The sequence below is a fragment of the Pseudomonas sp. CH61 genome (assembly GCF_059429415.1).
In genome coordinates this window covers 4465554-4483870 of the sequence record NZ_CM182098.1, presented here as the reverse complement: position 1 = coordinate 4483870, position 18317 = coordinate 4465554, and the positions used below count along the sequence as shown (strand labels likewise).

The window sequence follows — 18317 nt, the reverse complement described above, 5'->3', positions numbered from 1 at the left end:
TTTGCTTCGCTGCACCTCCTCTCGCTGTGTTTGGCTGCGCCAAACGGTCGCTGCGCTCCCACGCCCGGATCAATCCCTCCACTCAGCCTTCCGACGTCGCCCGTGGATCAAGATCAAAAGCAGGCGAGCTGACACTCGGCCTATTGAGTGGTGAAGAGCGCGGGTGTTCGGCTTTTGATTTGCGTTGTTGCTGCCCCTCACCCCAGCCCTCTCCCGAGGGAGAGGGAGCCGATTTATGTGCTTTTCAAAGCCTGAGTTCAACTTGGACTTTCACGTCGGCGTAACACTCTCAAACACCACGGTCAGTCCCCTCTCCCTACGGGCGGTCCGACGTTTCGGGAGGGCTAGGGTGAGGGGCTTTTGATCTGATTCAGAATCTGAGTTCAACGCGGTATTGCACGTCGGCGTAGCTCTCCCAAACATCTCGATCAGTCCCCTCTCCCTCCGGGAGAGGGTTAGGGTGAGGGGCTTTTCGGCTGTGTTGTTGGCAATGCGCAGATCACCTCTGATGGTTATTTCACTTCGGTCAATTTCACATCATCGACCAGCATATCGATCAAGCTCCGCAGGTATTTGAAACCCTCATCTTTCTTCCCCCAGCGATCAATGAAAAACAAGCCGTGGTCATTGACCTGGATCGGTGTCACAACGATGTCGCCGGTCTTGGATTTATGTACCAGACGGGGCCCGTCCGTGCCCGTACGTTCGATCATGAACATCCCGGAATGGGTCAATTGGCTGCGGCTGACAGACGGCGTCGGGTCTGGCTGCTTCGTTCCGGCGACGGCCACTTCCATCAGGAAATCGCTGCGCAAGGCCCGGCTATTGGTGCCGCGTTTGCTGTCCACCACTTCCCACGCCCCGCGATGGATATCTCTGGCCAGTTCCGGAGCAGTGTCGCGCACGTGGAGACTGACCGCCGAGAGGGTATCCGCCAGACCCGGCACACCCAGGTTGTAATTGGTGTGGGCATTGCCGATAAGGGCCACCCATTTATGCGGTCCGTGTGCCAGTTGGTCGGCTTCGATCACTTGGCTGGCGAAATAGCTGAACATCTCGTTTCGCGAGATAGCTTCGTCAGACACACCCTTGAGGTGGTAGGACGCCGTGCAGTCGAGCGCCCTGATTCGGATTTCGTATTTGGCCGCCGCCTGACAGACCTCTGTGTACGTATCGTTACCGTCATGGGAGGGCATGTGGCCACGGTCCTGGACGCGCAGGTAATCTTTCAATCTGTCCGGCATGCGCTGTGTACGATAAAAAATATCCAGATCGGCCTGGTGCAAATCAGTGAGCAGATGTTCCACGTAAAGCGTGTCATACCCGGCTCGCTTAAGCGCTTTCATGTGCTTTTTCAGCAGCGCTTTGCTCGCTATGTGGGAATGGGCCTCGCCGATCAGCAGGTTCAAGCGTCCGTCGGCCATCAGCCGCAAAAACTCCTCGAACGTGGTGTCGGAGGTGAGCGTCGGGAGCGTGGCCGCTTCGGGGGGCGTGTAGTGAGCAAAAGCATCACTGGCCTTTTTCTCCAGGCGCCCGCGGTTGGCGATGAACGCCTCGAACGCCCGTTTTTCACGCGGTACGGTCGGGGTGTAGCTTGAATCCATGGCGTAGGGCTGATGCAACATTTGCGCGATATCGTCACGCATCGAAGGCGCAATATCGTATTCGCTGAAATGCTCGACAACGGGGGTAATCGGTGCGGGCCGGGAGACGGGCTGAGGCGCCTTGTACGCCGTCGGCCATTGCACCCGATAATCGCCCCTGGCGGCCGTATCCCCGGCGATGGCACCGGCTGAATCGAGGGCGATGCGTGCCGGCTGATCGAGTGCGACATCTTCCACGCGCACGGCAACGGCCGCGTGCAGGTCGGCCAGGCCGGGGGTGTTGTTGAAGGTGCTCATGCGTGATTGTTCGGTGAGGACCACCCAACGTTCCTCAGGCGCATCGGCGATATCGGCGGTCAGCGTCTTGTGCGAATAGAAATTCCTGAGGCTATTGCTGCGCGGGGTCAATGGCGAGACGTCGTTCAGTACCATCGCTCCTTCCAGTTGGTAGCTGGTCGAAGCATCCAGCGCATGGATTTTCAGACCTTTTTCGCGAGCCGCACGCACCAGTGCCAGATAAGAGAATGGCGCGTTTTTCTCATGGCCCAGCGCACGGTCGACGGCTTCAAGATGGGTTTTGATGTGTCTCCAGGTTCCGCCCTTGTTCATCTTTTCCAGCTTGATATTGAAGACATCCCCCGCCAGGTATTCCACGTAAAGTCGCTTGAAGCCTGTGCTCACGAGTTGGTCCACACCATCGATCAGCAGTTGTTTGCTGGCGATCGAACCGGGCTGGGCGCCGATCACCAGGTTTTTCCCTTTGACGGCGTCGCTGGCCAGTAACCGGGCAAACGACAGGTCGTTGCCGACGGGCGGGACTTCGGCGCGGGCTGGCAGCGGGGCAAGTTCGGCGAAATGCGCGGTGGCGTCTGCGCTGAGCTTTTCGACCTGCTTCAGGTAGGCGGTGCGTGTCGAGGCAAGTTCATCGACGACGCCGGCAATTATCAAGTACGGACTGTTGGCTATATCGTCCTGACCGCGCATGAGGATGTCCTCGCGGGTTTGCGGATTCATCACTGCTTCGACGCGCTGCCGGTATTTGCGCTCCACGCCATAGACCTTGTAGGGGCCGGGTGTCTCTGGCACGGCTTGGTACTTGGGCGCGCCGCCGGCCATGCCGCTGCGTACCATCATCCCGTCGGAATTGCGCACGGTCAGGATGCCGGTAGAAACGAGGTCAGGGGAATTCGGCTTGCTCCGATAGAGCAGATAACGACCGAGTGCGTCGGGGCTGTTCGCGGTAAAGAACAGCTGGTGTCGGAAAACCACCACGCGCATGTCATCCCAATCAGGTTGGGGTGCCACTTGGTCGATCACGGACATGACATTCTGTTGTTCGCTGCTGGCACTGGCGCTGGCGGTGCTCTGACGCAAAGGTCGACGCGCGGGCTTGAGCGAACGCAACGCCGGACGCAGGTCGGTCAGCACCGCGCCGGCACTGTTGAACAGATAGCCGAGCAGATGCTGGAAGGCTTCGCTGTGGTCACCCTGACGGTACGCGTGCAGGGCGAGCATGGCGTCCTTGAACGCCAGGAGCAGGCCGGTGCTCAAGCTCAGCAGCGGGAACGGCGCCGTGGCAATGGCGGCGATCCATTCGACACTGGTCCAGACCAGACCGGCGATCATCTCGGCACGGCTGGTGGTGGTGGCGTTAACGTCGTCGATACGCCGTTGCAGCTTCATGTTGTAAAGGGCCGTGCGCAGATCACTGACCGCCGCGACCGTGCGGGTCGAGTCGTAACGTGCAGGGCTGGGTGTGGTTTTATTGAGGTCTTTGGGCAGCCCTTTCCTGATGTTTTCAAGGTGCGTGCGAACCCGCGTCCGGGCGCTGACGCCGACGCGCAACGTCAGGTATTCGAGCATGCCGGACTGCTGCTGAAGCAGGTAATTGAACAGCCGCGCTTCGCGGAAAGCGACACCGTCGGGCGCCTCCGGGGTATAGAGCAGGACCGGGTTGTCGCCATGGCTGAACAGCCACGCATCGAGCACCCATTCGCCGTCGATCATCAAGCGCTGGAACGGATATTTCGTGCGCATCGACCCGGACGTCTCAGCCATGCTGTCGATACTGTGCTCCAGCCATTGCAGATCATGGCTGGCGATATGGCCTTGCAGTTGGCATTCCAGCGCGGCGCTTTTCATCTGGCGCTGGGTAATGGCCAAGGTCGCGTTGCGCCTGAAGTCGTAACCTTCGCTCGTCGAATTTTGCAGTTCAGCCTTGACCTTGGCGATGTAGCGCTGGCCGATCCACACACCGGTGACCGAGCGCGCGACATTCTGTGCGGTCAGGTTGCTGATATCGATGCCCTGCGGCCCTCTGAAGCGCGCCGAGCGGGAAAATTTCTCATCGAGAAAACCGATGCCGTCGGCGTAGCCATCGCGATAGAGCGCTGTGTAGGTCAAAGGTTTTGGCGTCCACGAGCGCACGAGGGAGGTCGGCGAGTAAGCCCACACGGTATCCGGATCGACATCGTTGGTCGTGCGCCTGAGCAAGCGGTTCAAGCTGATTTTTGCTTGTTCGTGCACATAGTCATCAAAGACCGGAAAGCGACTGCCCGACAAGGCATGGCTGTTGAACGCACGCAAGGCGCCTTCGGCGTCTTCGCTCAGGGTCGTCAGCTTCCTGCGGTTGGCGGCAGTGGTGGCGCGATACCACAGCGGTGTACAGAAATCGTAGTCGTCGATCCGTGTGGCGAGCACCAGTTCAGCCATCGTACGCAGGCAATCGGAATGACTGTCGGCGTAATCGAACGTGACCTTTTGATGCTCCAGCGCCTCAGGTTTGAAACTCAGCCCGGCCAACACGTGACGCACCTTCGCGCGAAAGCGCATGGGCGCGCGGCTGATCAGGTAGCCGGCCATGCTCTCGGCGACATCACTGTGCCTGGCCCAGCCGAGCAGGTGGGTCTGGCATTCGCGCTCACTGTCGAAGGTCTGGAATTGTTGGTCTCGCGGCGCCTGTGGCGTGCACAGCAACAACCGTTTGAGCGCGCCGCTGTCATCGTTCTGGCGCAGCACCCACAAGTCCTGCAACTGCGCGCCGTGCAGTGACAGGGTGGCGGCGCGCAGGCGCGGATCGCTGCCGTCGCGCAGGCGCTGAATCAATTGCAGGTCACTGTCGAGCAAGTGCCCTTGCAGCACAGCCGTGTGAGCGAGGGCGACGATACGTTGATCGAGCATCTGCCTGATGGCGGGGTTGATCGCAGGTTTGGCCTGTAGCGCTTTTTGCAAGTGATGGAAGTCAATCCGAGGTTGCAGTTCCACGGCTTGCTTGATCAGCCACGCCGGCGTCACGTCAGCGTAGGCTGGCGGCAGAGGCGCGCCATCGTAGGTGAGGGTGGTGTGCTTCAAAAACGCCGAGCCCGGTAATTCATCGCCGGTGTGCGGGCCGCGCAAGGACAGTTCGAGCAGACTGGATTGATGCACATAAACGCCGTAGCCCGGCACTCGGCGATCGGTCGAAAGGCTTAACTTTTCCGGCTCGAGATCGTCGATTTCCAGGTCTTCGCTCAAGCGTTCCAGCCATTGCTGGCGGGCCAGTGTCGTCAGGCTGCCTACCGGCTCCATCAGGTTGAGCAGGTGTTGCCGCGCCTGCTGGTAGTTGCGCAGATGCTCAGCCAATGCGTCTTTCTGCGCGGTGCTGGCGCTGCGGTACCAGTGCGGTGAGCTGTAGCGCAGGTGGCGTTCGAACAAGGTTTGCGCGCGTAATGCCAGACGCGGCGTGAGATCCGGCAGCGCGGCGGCAATTGCGCGCTCCAGCGCTGTAAGCAATTGCTTGGGGTCTTGCTGCGGGTTGTCGGCGAAGCTCAAGGCGCGCTCGATGTCCTGCGTGCGTTTTTCGATCAGCGCATCGTAGGTGTGTTCGAACAAGGGTTTGCTGTCGATCGGCGCGAGCAGCAGCGGCCAGATTCCTGCTGCGCCCACCGCGTGATAGCGCCTCGGCAGCATGAGCATGAATTCTTCGCTACCGCTGGCCTGGTTCAGGGACGAGCGCAACTGGTTGTCGAGATCAGCCAGGGAGTTGAAGCATTCGATACCTCTTGCGGGGGTGAACAGCAGGGCGAAACCCATGCTCTGGTCGGTCTGCAGGTCCTTGACTCGGCGAGTGTCCTTTTCCGTGACAACAAAGGCACCGGCCAGCTCAACGGTGGTGTTTTGATAGTTGAACTGCAGCGCGTACATGGCCGGACGCAGCATCGGGGCCAAATCGAGCTTTTGCAGCAGTTCGCCGGCTTGCGGATGCAACAGGCGGTCGGTGACAGCCTGCCTGGCTTCGTGGCCGATGGCGGTGAAGCCGGCATCATGGTTGAGGAAGGTTTTCGCCGGTTTATCGTCGATCCGGTCGCTCTTGTCCATGTTGATCAGTTGCGTGGCCAGTCTGACTTTCAGCGTGGCGATCAGCTGTTTGCCTGCATCGCTTTGCAGATCGCTGTTATCCAACGCCTGAAACAGCGCACGGCTGCGTTGCAGGTAGCTTGTGCGGTAGCTGTTCAATTGCTGGTCGAGGCGTTTCAGAAAGGCCTGTTCGGTGGTCGGTGGCTGCTCGGGAAGCAATGGGGTTGGTGTATCAAACAGATGATGGCCGATCGCGTTGAGATCGTTTTTGATCTCTTCAGGTGTGGGAGCTGTGGCGGGGTTCATGGGCGCTTTTCCATGCTGAGGGTGAGCGGCCAGCATGGCGAGGGGCAGTGGGGGGCGGGTGGTATCTATGTATAGGGGGCTAGTGGTCTGTCGATATAGAGCTTGGGTTTGGCTGGGTATTTCACGTCGGCATGCGTCTGCCATACACCTGTGATGGAACGGCAGGCGCACGATTAACCCGACGAGTGAAATCCTGACCTGTTTGTTAGATAGGGTAAGTCAGTTCCTGGAGAAAAAAGTATCCGTTACCGGTGAGTTCACGTGTTTCATCACCGTGGACTGCCTTGGCGGAAAGTTGCAAATTATCGAGAGAGTATAAGTACAGGCTTTCATTTAGTTTGCTTACAGCGATGCCGGAAGAGGATGTCACTTTATAGTCATAAGGCTGAATTCCTCGTTCAGTCACGACATATTCAAAGTAGCCAGCGATTGAAGGATCCAGCAGCTTGCGAAGCGAGATGGAGAGTTTTCGCCTGCTCGATAAACCGTGATTATCTTCGAAAGAAAAATTGTAACCGCCCAGCTCATTGACAGACGCAGAAATGCTGGTCGTCAGGAAACTGGTCAGATTGACCGGCGTGCCGCCAATGGTGCCTTTTACATCAACGTTGAGAATACCGTTTACCCAGACTGCTGGAGATGCCTTTGGATGGGTCATGGGGGACTTCCTGTGCCTGATTTGGTTGGAGAAGGAAGTCTGAGTGGGCGAGTGAATACAGTGAACTGTCATATCTGACAGGTTTTTATACTTGTTCGCGATGACGCTTCTTGATTGGGGTTATATAAAAAGCGCAGTGCTGATCAAGTGTGGGGCAGACCTGCTCGCGAAAGCGCTGTTTCAGTCACTCAAACCGCTGAATGGGCTGACGCCTTCGCGAGCAGGCTCGCTCCCACAGGGGGTTAGCTGTGTGGTGGAGATTGCGGGATTTCGTGGTTATCCAGCACGCGGTTCACCGCCAGTTCGGCGAGCATGATGATCTGCTGAATCGCCAGAATCGTGCGCCGTTGCGGCAGGTCGATGTAGGCGGCGATGTCGCTGGTCATGAGGCTGGCTTGCGCCAGGGATTCGCAGGCGTGGACCAGCAGGCTTTCGCTGTCCTGCTCGGGGGCGACCTGGAACATGGTGCTGGGTTTGTGGAAGCGCAGGGTCAAGGCGTTGGGTTTGAGGTAGTGGTCGAGGGCGCGTTCGGCGGCTTCGTGGAATTTCTTGGAATCGGGGGATTCGTAGGGCGAGGTGTCATCGGTTTCTGGCGGATTGGGTGTCGGCTTTTTCATTTTTGACTCCTTGGGAATGGTGGAGCCATCCCTCTAGTTGCCGCGAAGCAATTCGAGGGTGGCAGCTATACGCGGGTTCGCGGACCGACTCCCAAGGCACTTCGGCATACCCGAAGGTATCCCGCGCACAGCCGCCATAAAACAAGCTGACAGACACTTATGTGCGTTAGTCAGCGGGGCGATTATGCCTTAAGAGGTCGGGCCGCGACGCCCGTTCGCTGAATTTGCAGCGACCCCCAGAGCCTATCCAGCCGATTTCCGAGGCACAACCGACGCGACTTGTCGGAAAACTCCGCGCCACTTTCAACGTCTGTAGGACAAGCACATTTCCCACAGATCAACGCATTTCAACCTGTGGGAGCGAGCCTGCTCGCGAAAGCGGTGTGTCAGGCACCGTAGCTGTTGAATGTGCTGACGCCTTCGCGAGCAGGCTCGCTCCCACAGGGTTCTCCTGTGGATGCAGAAATGGCGTGCACAAAAAAGGCGATGTCCCTTGCGGGCATCGCCTTCATTTTTACCGCCGCTAAAACTTACTCCGGCAGTTTGTACGCAATCACGTAGTCACCCATCTTGGTGCCCAGCGAGCCGTGACCGCCGACAACCAGCAGCACGTATTGCTTGCCGTCCTTGCCGGTGTAAGTCATCGGGGTCGCTTGACCACCCGCCGGCAGACGCGATTTCCACAGCTCTTTACCGCTGTTCACGTCGTACGCGCGCAGGTACTGGTCGAGGGTGCCGCTGAGGAAGCCGACGCCCCCAGCCGTGACCATCGAACCGCCCATGCTCGGCACACCCAGGGTGAAGCCGATCGGGATTGGCGAGCTGTCGCGGCTGGTGCCGTTTTTACGTTTCCACACGACTTTGCCGGTGGTCAGGTCGATACCGGCCACGTAGCCCCAGGCCGGTGCCTGGCACGGTACGCCGAGTGGCGACATGAACGGGTGCATGATCACCGCGTATGGCGCGCCGGTGTTTGGCTGCACACCAGCGGTTTCGCTTTCGCGTTTGCTGCCGGCGGCGACTTGCTCGCGTGGCACCATTTTCGAAACGAAGGCCATGTAGTTCGGGCTGGTGAACAGCATCTGGCGAACCGGGTCGACCGAGACGCCGCCCCAGTTGAACACGCCAACGTTACCCGGATAGATCAGGCTGCCCTGTTCCGACGGCGGGGTGTACTGGCCTTCATAACGCAGTTCCTTGAACTGGATGCGGCACAGCATCTGGTCGAACGGGCTCGCGCCCCACATGGCTTTTTCGGTGAGTTCCGGGGCCAGCAGGTTGAGGTCCGAACGGGCCTGGGTCGGTGCGGTGTGGTCGCCTTTGACGGCGCCTTGCGGGACCGGGATTTCCTTGATCGGAATGATCGGCGTGCCGTCACGACGGTCGAGGACGTACAGGCTGCCCTGTTTGGTCGGAGCGATCAGCGCCGGTTTCACGCCGTCGGCGGTTTTCATGTCGAGCAGGGTTGGCTGGCTGCCAACGTCCATGTCCCACAGGTCGTGGTGGGTGAACTGGTAGTTCCAGCGCACTTTGCCGGTGGCCAGGTCCAGAGCAACTACACCGGCGCTGAATTTCTCGGCGCCCGGGGTGCGGTCAGCGCCCCACTGGTCTGGAGTCTGGTTGCCCAGTGGCAGGTAAACCATGCCGAGTTTTTCGTCGACACTGGCCAGCGACCACATGTTCGCGGAGTTGCGGCTGTAGGTTTCGCCCGGTGCCAAAGGCTCGGTGGCGTCTGGCTTGTCGCTGTCCCAGTTCCACACGAGGTGACCGTCGCGCACGTCGAAAGCGCGGATCACGCCCGATGGCTCGTTGGTCGATTCGTTGTCGGTGACGTGACCGCCCATGATCACCAGATCACGGGTAATCGCGGCCGGCGAGGTGGAGTAGTAGCCACCAGCGGTGAACGGGCCGATGCCTTGAGTCAGGTCAACCACGCCTTTGTTGCCGAAGCCTTCGCAGATCTTGCCGGTGTCGGCGTTCAGTGCGATCAGGCGAGCATCAGCGGTTGGCAGGTACAGACGACGCGGGCAGGCCTGAGCAACGGCTTTGCCAGCTTCGGAAATCACCGCCGAGGCTGCGTTTTCAGTTTTCGCGTAAGCGGCTTCGTCGTAGTACGACACGCCACGGCAAGTCATGTGCGCGAAGCCTTTGAAGCCGACCGGGCTCTTGATCTGTGGGTCGAAGCGCCACAGTTCTTTGCCGGTGTCCGGGTCCAGGGCCAACACTTTGCTGTGCGCGGTGCAGGCGTAGATCATGCCGTTGGCTTTCAGCGGGGTGTTTTCATTGGTCAGTTCGACCGGATCATCTGCCGTTGGCAGGTCGCCGGTCTGGATGCGCCAGGCTTCTTGCAGCTTGCCGACGTTGGCCGGGGTGATCTGCTTCAGCGGCGAGTAGCGGTCACCGAATTCGGTGCGGCCGTAGGCCTGCCAGTCGCCATCGGGCATGGCTGGCGCGGTGCTGGTGGTGTCCGCGGTGTCGCGGCCCAGTTCGCCGAAGGTTTCGCCCGGGTGGGTGAACAGGCTGGCCAGAGCGGTGACGCCGGCCAGCACCACAGCGACGGTCAGACCGCCAGTGCCCATCGGCGCCGGGCCGTCAAGCAGCAGCGGACGACGGAACCACGGCAGCAGCATGACGAAGCCGAGGACAAACCACAGGGCCAGGCGTGGCACCAGTTGCCACCAGTCCAGACCGACTTCCCACAGCGCCCAAACGGTGCTGGCAAACAGAACGATGGCGTACAGGCCCAGCGCCGCGCGACGGCGCATCAGCATCAGAATGCCGGACAGCGCGATGCCGATACCGGCCAGCAGGTAGTACAGCGAGCCGCCGAGCATGCTCAGCTTGACCCCACCGGCCAACATGGCCAGGCCCATCAGTAGAAGCAGAATGCCGAGCAGGCTCGGTAGCAAACGGCCCCGACTCGAAGCACTTTCGGTGCTCATAGTGTGATTCTCCGTGACGTTTTATGTAGTCCCGCGCTGTAGTCACTTTAGATGACGATTTGGCACAGGCATGGTTCAGATAAAAACTTGTCTAGCTTGCTAAATTCATCTGTAGGAGTGAGCCTGCTCGCGATAGCGGTGTTTCAGTCACTGGAGATGTCGCCTGAAACACCGCTATCGCGAGCAGGCTCACTCCTACATTTGATCCGTGGTGTGCTTTAGAACGAGGACTGGATCTTGATCCCGCCGATCAGGGCGTCGTCGACGTTGTTCACGCCACCGGGGTGGCGGATGTATTGCAGGTTCGGGCGTACGGTCAGCCAGTTGGTCACGTGCACGCCGTAATACAGCTCGGCGCTGTATTCGGTGTCTTGCGGCGGCAGGAAGGACGGATCGTCGTAGTCGTACACGGCGTTGGCGCGGTTGCTGGCTTCGGCGTTTTTGCGGAAGGCCGGGTTGACGTGCACGCGGGCGAGGGCGAAACCGATGTCATCCTTGGCGCGCGCATCGAACGGGCCTTTGTAGGTGATGCCGGCCTGCACGTAGTTGTCGATCGCGTTGGTTTTCTTGTCGTGCATCGTGCCGTTGGCGAACACGCTGAGGCCGCGCGAGTTATCGCTGGCCATGCTGGTGATTTGCTGCTGAATACCCAGCCACACGCCGTGTTTGCTCGACGCGCTGCGATAGGCTTCACCGCTCAGGGCCGCCGGTTGGCCGTGGCTGTCTTTATAGACGTCGCTGGCGTTGGCGTTGCTGTAGTAGTAACCGGCACGGTATTCACCCGGCAGGCCGTTGAGTTTCGGCGTCCACACCAGTTCGATCGGCAGGATCGCGCCCTGGGTGCCGCTGCCGCTGAGTTTGAAACCGTTGCCGCGATCGAGGTTCGACGGGTTCTGCTCGTAAGCGCCGACCTGTGCGTACAGCTCTGGGGTCAGGTGATATTTGACGCGCAGCGCCCATTGGCTGACCGGCCAGTTGTACCAGATGCCGCCGACCCAGTTGCCGACCTGCGAGCCGCAGAACGCCAGGTTCTGGAAGTCGCACGGGAAGCTGTTGAAGTCTTCGCCTTCGCCGAAACGACCGACCTTGATGTCGAGTTTCTGATCGAAGAATTTCTGCTGATACCACATCTGCGTCAGGCGCGTGGTCTGGCCACGGCCCCAGACTTCCTGGGCCGAGGTGAAGCCGCCAACGCGCGGATCGTTGATGCGGTCGTTGCTGATGTTGTTGCCGCTGCGTTTGGTGATGGTCAGTTGAAACTCGGCATCGTCCCAGCCGAGGATCTTCTGCAAATCCAGGTGCGTGCCCAGGCCGAACTGATCGCTATAGCGCGCAGTGCGGTCGTGGTCGTAGCCGCCGTGCAGGTTGCTGCCCATTTCGCCGGTGTAATCGAGCTTGAAGTCGTAGCCTTTTTCCGAGAGTTCGGTGCGCGTGCCGTTCCAGTCACCGAGCATGTACGGTGATTCACTGTCGAACGCGGGCGCCGCTTGAACGCAAGTGGCGAGGCCGAGGGCGGTAAAGCCGCCAAGGGTGCGCAGGGTTGAGATAGCGCTGTCTCGGGAGAAGGAAAAATCGGGCATGGCTCAGTCTTTTTTTGGTGTTTTCGGGGTGCAATTCGAGCGCTTCAATATGTCGCAGGCAGTGAAGCGATTCAGCGGAAGGGCGGCAGGATAAAGATCTGTTACAAAAAGACAAAGGCCTTTTGTGAACATGCAGCGTTTCGGATTCGGTAACAGTGCGGCAAACGGGCGCATTGTCGGCCGGGTCGTGGCCTGCGATCTTTCCAGGTTGGCCTACATTTGAAGTCAGGCCTTCCACCCGGTCAGCCCCTCGGCTAAGGTGCGCGGCTTCCGCATTTTCACTTCGCCCAAAGGCCTGGCATGAACGAACAAACTCCCGATCCGCTGCACGGCGTCACCCTTGAACAGATCCTCAATGCACTGGTGAGCCATTACGAATGGTCGGGACTGGCCGAGCGCATCGATATTCGCTGCTTCAAGAGTGATCCGAGCATCAAGTCGAGCCTGACGTTCCTGCGTAAAACGCCATGGGCGCGCGAAAAGGTCGAGCGTCTGTACGTGAAATTGATGCGCACCAAGCGACCGCTTTGAGATGGACGCCGGTTGTTGGCGCCGTCGCCTGATCACCTGCGCAGCCGTATTGGGCTGGGCGGGGTTGGGCATTCAGCTTTACCTGATTTTTTTCGCGCGCCTGAGTGTCGGCGCCAGCCTGTTGGGCGGGTTGGTGAGTTTCTTCAGTTACTTCACGATTCTGACCAATACGCTGGTGGCGACGGTGCTGACCTGTGCCGTGACTGATCGTGAATCCGCCGCGCGCCGGTGGTTTCTGCAGCCGTGGGTGAGTAGCGCGATTACCGTGAGCATCGCTGTGGTCGGCCTGGCCTACAGCCTTTTGCTGCGGCATTTGTGGCACCCGGAAGGCTGGCAGTTTATCGCTGACGAGTTGCTGCACGACGTGATGCCGTTGCTGTTTCTGGGGTATTGGTGGGTGTGCGTGCCCAAGGGCACTTTGCGCTGGTGGCACCTGCCGGTGTGGCTGATTTATCCGCTGGTGTATTTCATCTACGCCTTGCTGCGCGGGCATTTGCTCGGCGCGTATGCGTATCCGTTCATTGATGTGGCGCTGTTGGGTTATCCACAGGTGCTGGTCAATGCCGGGGGGATATTGCTGGGGTTTGTGCTGATTGGGTTGTTGGTCATCAGCCTCGACCGCTGGCAAGCCGTACGAAGTTAAAGCACCTGTAGGAGTGAGCCTGCTCGCGATGGCGGTGGAACAGTTGCAAATTTATTGACTGACACTCCGCTATCGCGAGCAGGCTCACTCCTACAAGGGATATCACTCTTCTTCGGAACCTTCGGCGCGCCAGTAGCCGACGGCTTTGATCAGTTGCTCATCCAGCCCATGCTCATCGATCAGCACCCGGCGAATCTGCCGTGAAACTTTCGTTTCGGTCGCCACCCAGGCATACAGATTGCCCGTGGGCACCTGCAATTGCTTCACCGTCGCCAGCAAATTGTCCTTGCTGCCTTCGCGCAGCACCCAGATCACATTGACCTGCGCCGGGCTTTCCAGCACTTGCTGCTCGGCGCCGTTTTCCACTTCGATCACCACCAGCGCCTTGCGATTGGCCGCCAGACCTTCGAGGCGACGGGCGATGGCGGGCAGGGCGGTTTCGTCGCCGATCAGCAAATAGCTGTCGAAAATGTCCGGCACGATCATCGAGCCGCGCGGGCCGCCGATGTGCAGGAATTGCCCCGGTTTGGCTTGTTCCGCCCAGGTCGACGCCGGGCCGTCACCGTGCAGGACGAAATCGATGTCCAGTTCCAGCGCATCGAGGTCGTAGCGACGCGGGGTGTAGTCGCGCATTTCGGGTTTCGGTCCATCGTCCTTGCCAGCGCCGAGCACCATCGTCTCCAGCGCCGCCGCCTGTTCGGCGTTCTGCGGGAACAGCAGTTTGACGTGGTCGTCGGTACCGAGGCTGATAAACCCGGCCAGCTCCGGCCCGCCGAGGGTGATGCGGCGCATGCGTGGCGTCAGGTCGACCACGCGCAACACCTCAAGCTTGCGGCGTTTGATTTCGTGCATCACGCGGTGAATGGTTTGGGTATCGACTGCAGTCATTCGCTTTTCTCCGCAACAGGTTGAACGGCAGGGCCGTCGACGATGGCTTTGGCGGTGTCGTTGAGCAGGTCACGCACGCGCAGGATTTCTGCCGGGCTCCAGCGGCCGTGGTGCATTTGCAGGGCATGACGCAGGTTGTGTACCGCCTCGTGGATTTCCGGCGGACGATCATGGCCGCGCAGTGAACGTTTGCTCACATCGATGCGCATGCGCACGCCGTCGAGGGCAACGGCTTGTTCGCTTAAAGACAAACGCCCGGCCTCGGTGACGCTGTAGCGTTTTTTGCCGCCCTCGGCGTCGCCGGTGATCAGCTCGCTTTCTTCGAGAAAGGTCAGGGTCGGGTAGATCACCCCGGGGCTTGGGCTGTAGGCGCCATCGAACATGCCTTCGATCTGGCGGATCAGGTCGTAGCCGTGGCATGGCTGCTCGGCGACCAGCGCGAGCAGCAGCAATTTCAGGTCACCGGGGGCGAACACCCGTGGACCACGGCCGCCGCGCTCGCGTCCGGGGCGTTTTTCGAAGCCGTCACGGCCGTCGCCGTGTTCGCGGTGGGGGGAATGATGGTCTCTCATTTCGTCTTCTCTCGTCGTGTTTAGATACAACTTAAGATATATCTTAAGCGCGACGCAAGACGTTTTTCTGAAAAACGGGGTGTTGGCTGACGAGCGGCAGAAGCGAAACGAACGCAAGCAGACATTTTTTGACCGGATGTCGGAAACAATAACTTCAGAGTTAAAGTCATCACTCTATTTGCTCTAGAGTACATATTCTAAATAACTGCAAGTTACCGTGGTGGCGAGACGAAGTTGCTGTATGGTTTTTTAACTGAAACTGTCTGTAGGGTGGAACTTACAGTCGCTGTTTCGAATATCTGTTTTTTGTTCTTTTTTCTCGCAGGTCTTAGGGTTGATTAACTACGACGTTGTCGGAAGTTGCCTGCTTACATTCCAGAGGTAACAGTCGATGATGCCCGGGCATTGAAAGTTCAAGTTTGACCTGGCTCAACTCGGGCAGCGACTCGGGCAGTGATTGTCTTGAACTTTCAATGTTCATCCCCCTATCAAGAAAACAGGTACATAACGATGTTCAAGAAACTCGCAATCGCCGCTCCACTGGCTCTTCTGGCACTGGGTTCCACTGGCGCATTCGCCGCTGGTGAAGCGTCGCACTCGATCAGCCTTGTCGCGCATGTGCCGACCAACGGTTTCTATGTAGTGCCGACGGATCCGGATCTGGTCAACAAGGACCAGGACATGAGCTATCAGCCAACCACCGGCAAGATGCGCGACGTCAACGGCTTCTTCGATGTGCGTAACAACAACGGCTCGGTACACGCCAGCCTCGAAAGCCAGCCGAAACTGGTCGCCGGTAACACTTCGATCGACCTGCAAGTCTTGCTCAATAACAAGGAACTGACCCTGACTCCACAAATGGTCGTCGGCGAATCCGAGTCGGATGTCAACTACCGCGCACCGCTGAAAATCAGCGCTCGCGGCAGCAACTTCCAGCCGGGCGATTACACCGGTTCCGTGGCAATGATCTTCGATGCCGTGCCACCGGTTGCGACCAACTGATCACATTGATCAGGCACTAAGCGTGCACTTTTAAAAGTGGCGCTAACCGACGGGGCAGTCAGCAGTGTTTGCCCCGCCGGACTTTCCTTGTTTGTAAATCAGAGTACGAGTTCATGTTCCCGATGACACCCATCGCGGCTGCGCTTGCGCTGTTGTTTTGTGCCAGCGCAGCCGTGGCTTCCAACTCCACCGGTACCACACCCCGCAGTTTGCTGGCGCAGGCGAAGGGTTTGCCGGCGGATTTCGAGGAGCATTTCTTTGATGTGCCGCTCGCGGTACGGGTCGAAGTCGACCAGCAACCGCTGGGTGAGGCCATGGTGGTGTTGTCCCGCGATGACCGCATCACCCTGCTCGAATTCACCGACACCAGCGAAAACCGCTTTGGCCCCGCCGAACGTGAAAAGTGGGCGAGTTATCTCAAGCCCGGCGTGCCGCTAGGGGCGTGCAGCGGTTCCTGCCCGGACCAGTTTCTGGCGGTGCACTACAACCTGGAAAATTCGCTGGTCTCGATCCTCACTGAAAACGCCGAGCGCGATGTTGAGGCCAAGCGTTACTACGAACAGCCTGATGGCGGAAGCCATGGCTTGATGGTGCGCAACCAGCTCAATCTCAATGGTGGTCAGGACCAGGATCTCGGCGGACGCTTCGGCCTCGAGGCCAGTTCAAGCCTGGGCAACTGGAGCCAGACGCTCAACCTGCAATTGGCCCGTCTCGGCGGTCCGGACGACAAGCTTTATCACGCCATTCAAGAGCTGCACACCCAGCGCGAACTGCAAGGCAGTTTCTTCCGTCTGGGTTATTTCACCCCCAATTCCGAAGGGCTGACGCGCCAGCCGCGTACGTTTGGCACCAGCCCCGACACCGCCGTCGGCGTGATGTATGGCAGCTCCGACAGCCTGGCCATCAACAGCCCGATGCCCAGCGTTTATCCGATCTACGTCACCGCCAACCGCCAGGGTTCCGTCGAGATCTGGCGCGATGGCTTGCTGATCAATACGCAATCGGTGCCCGCCGGTTTGCAGACCCTCGATACCCGACCGTTGCCCGGCGGTATTTATGAAGTGGAAGTGCGTCTGATCGAAGACGGCCAGATCACCTCCACCACCCAGGAGTTGGTGTACAAGCCCAACAACTGGCGCAACCTCGACGAACGCTGGCGCTACAACGTGTTCGCCGGTGAAGAACAGAAACTGCTGAGCAACTGGGACACCCAGGCCAGCGGCAGCCCGACCGCAGGTGCCTCGCTGAACTACTTGCTGCATCCACGGGTGATTCTCGGCCTGTCGGCGCGGCAGATTCGTGAAAAGCTGCAATACGGCACGTCCATCGACTGGACGCTGGCCAATCACATCAGCCTGTACGCCAACGTTTATAAAACCGAGGACTACGGCACCGGTCTCGATCTGCAAAGCCTTTACAACTATGGCTCGGGCAGCGTGGTCGTCAGCCACAACCGCAGCTGGCTCGACACCACTTACACCTACGACACCTTGCCGGACGGCACCCGCGTTCGCCCGCGCAATGTGTTTATCGGCCAGACCAGTAACTCGTCACTGGCGCTCAACCATCGGCTGAGCAGCAAAAGCTCGGTTAACGCGAGGGTTTCCCACAGCGAGGGCAATGTCGAGGGCATGGGTGTGGATCTGGGCTGGACCCAGCGCACGATGGTGCTGGGTAGCGATGCCAGTTGGCGCCTGTCGATTTTCGATCGGCCGGGCAGTTTCAGCAGTGGCGATGCGCGCAATCGCGGGGTCGACCTGAGCATCAACATGGCGCTCGGCGCACCCGGCCAGCAGATCACCGGCAGTATCGGAACGCGCACGGCCCGCGACGGCACGCGTGACAACAACGCCTCCCTCGGCTGGCGCAAGGATTTTCAGGATCACGTCCTGCAAAACGTGTCGCTCACGGCACTCACCGACACTTACGGGGTGGGCGTCGCCAGCCTTGCCAACTTCCGCACCGACGCGGTCAATGGTGATGGCTTCATTCAGCGCTCCTCCTACAACGGCAACTTCACTGGCGGCCTCAACGTCGACAGCACCTTGGTGGTCGGCGGCCAGCAGATGCTCATGACCAGCCAGAGCGAGGTACGCGGCGCCGGGATGATCGTCGATGTCGAGTCGGACATCGACGACATCGTCCTGCGCGCTGACGATTACAGCGGTGGCGGAGCGGCGTTGAAGCCGGGGCGCAACTTCATCCCGATTACCGCCTATCAGAACAGCTCGGTGAGTTTCGACTTCGAAGGCAACAACGTGCCGGCCGCCACCATCGAACCGGCGCGTACCCGCTATCACCTGAACAAGGGCGGCGTCGAGTACCGCAAGGTCCGCGTGATGAAAACCCTGACCGTGCTCGGCCGACTCATCGACGAGCAAGGGCGGCCGCTCAAGGGCCATCACGTGATCAACCACGCCAGCCGTGGGGTAACCGAAGTCGATGGGTTCTTCTCGATGGAAATGAATGCCGGTTCGCCGACCCTGGAAGTGCGCCAGGGCAATCAGTTGCTGTGCCAGTTCCGCCTCAACGAGTCCGACCATCGCAGCGAGAACAACGTGTTGATGATCGGCGACCTGCGTTGCACGCCGGACACCCTGGCCGACGTCACCTCCACCGAACAGAAGGCAGGTTGATCT

11 protein-coding genes are annotated in these 18317 nt (G+C 59.5%); 4 read left to right on the top strand and 7 right to left on the bottom strand.

The features are described from left to right. Positions 1–512: 512 nt before the first annotated feature. The 5 genes from AC5SEM_RS19980 to AC5SEM_RS19960 form a co-directional block, all read right to left on the bottom strand. The gene (locus AC5SEM_RS19980; protein ID WP_495471124.1) at positions 513–6245 is read right to left on the bottom strand and encodes a membrane-targeted effector domain-containing toxin; all 5733 of its coding nucleotides are present in this window, start codon (positions 6243–6245) and stop codon (positions 513–515) included. Positions 6246–6450: 205 nt separating this feature from the next. Further along, a complete protein-coding gene (locus tag AC5SEM_RS19975; protein WP_331691940.1) occupies positions 6451–6903 on the bottom strand; it encodes a hypothetical protein in 453 nt (150 codons plus the stop codon). Positions 6904–7145: 242 nt separating this feature from the next. Then, complete coding sequence (locus AC5SEM_RS19970) at positions 7146–7520, bottom strand: DUF6124 family protein (RefSeq protein ID WP_495471123.1); 375 nt, start codon at positions 7518–7520, stop codon at positions 7146–7148. A 530-nt stretch (positions 7521–8050) separates the two neighbouring features. Beyond that, positions 8051–10462 (bottom strand): glucose/quinate/shikimate family membrane-bound PQQ-dependent dehydrogenase, encoded by a 2412-nt coding sequence (locus tag AC5SEM_RS19965; protein ID WP_495471122.1) that lies wholly within the window; start codon positions 10460–10462, stop codon positions 8051–8053. Positions 10463–10680: 218 nt separating this feature from the next. After that, positions 10681–12042, bottom strand: a complete 1362-nt coding sequence (locus tag AC5SEM_RS19960; protein WP_093430619.1) for a carbohydrate porin — start codon at positions 12040–12042, stop codon at positions 10681–10683. Between the two features lie 300 nt (positions 12043–12342). On the opposite strand from AC5SEM_RS19960, the gene AC5SEM_RS19955 reads away from it, so the two are divergent. Together AC5SEM_RS19955 and AC5SEM_RS19950 are read left to right on the top strand one after the other, a co-directional pair. Further along, complete coding sequence (locus AC5SEM_RS19955) at positions 12343–12573, top strand: VF530 family protein (protein WP_007916799.1); 231 nt, start codon at positions 12343–12345, stop codon at positions 12571–12573. 1 nt (position 12574) lies between these two features. Continuing rightward, on the top strand, positions 12575–13216 hold the full coding sequence (locus AC5SEM_RS19950) for a Pr6Pr family membrane protein (RefSeq protein ID WP_495471121.1): 642 nt from the start codon (positions 12575–12577) through the stop codon (positions 13214–13216). 102 nt (positions 13217–13318) lie between these two features. Here AC5SEM_RS19950 and AC5SEM_RS19945 read toward each other — a convergent pair whose 3' ends face one another. After that, positions 13319–14104, bottom strand: coding sequence for a siderophore-interacting protein (locus AC5SEM_RS19945; protein WP_495471120.1), 786 nt, complete (start codon positions 14102–14104; stop codon positions 13319–13321). Next, entirely contained in the window at positions 14101–14676 is a 576-nt protein-coding gene (locus tag AC5SEM_RS19940; protein ID WP_495471119.1) for a PadR family transcriptional regulator, read from the bottom strand. Before AC5SEM_RS19940 ends, AC5SEM_RS19945 begins: the two co-directional genes overlap by 4 nt. A 510-nt stretch (positions 14677–15186) precedes the next feature. Between AC5SEM_RS19940 and AC5SEM_RS19935 the strand changes: the two genes are divergently transcribed. Beyond that, positions 15187–15678 carry a CS1 type fimbrial major subunit gene (locus tag AC5SEM_RS19935; RefSeq protein WP_137219346.1) on the top strand — a complete coding sequence of 164 codons (492 nt, stop codon included), beginning with the start codon at positions 15187–15189 and terminating at the stop codon, positions 15676–15678. 113 nt (positions 15679–15791) lie between these two features. Further along, positions 15792–18314, top strand: coding sequence for a CS1-pili formation C-terminal domain-containing protein (locus AC5SEM_RS19930; RefSeq protein WP_495471118.1), 2523 nt, complete (start codon positions 15792–15794; stop codon positions 18312–18314). The last annotated feature ends 3 nt before the right edge of the window (positions 18315–18317 follow it).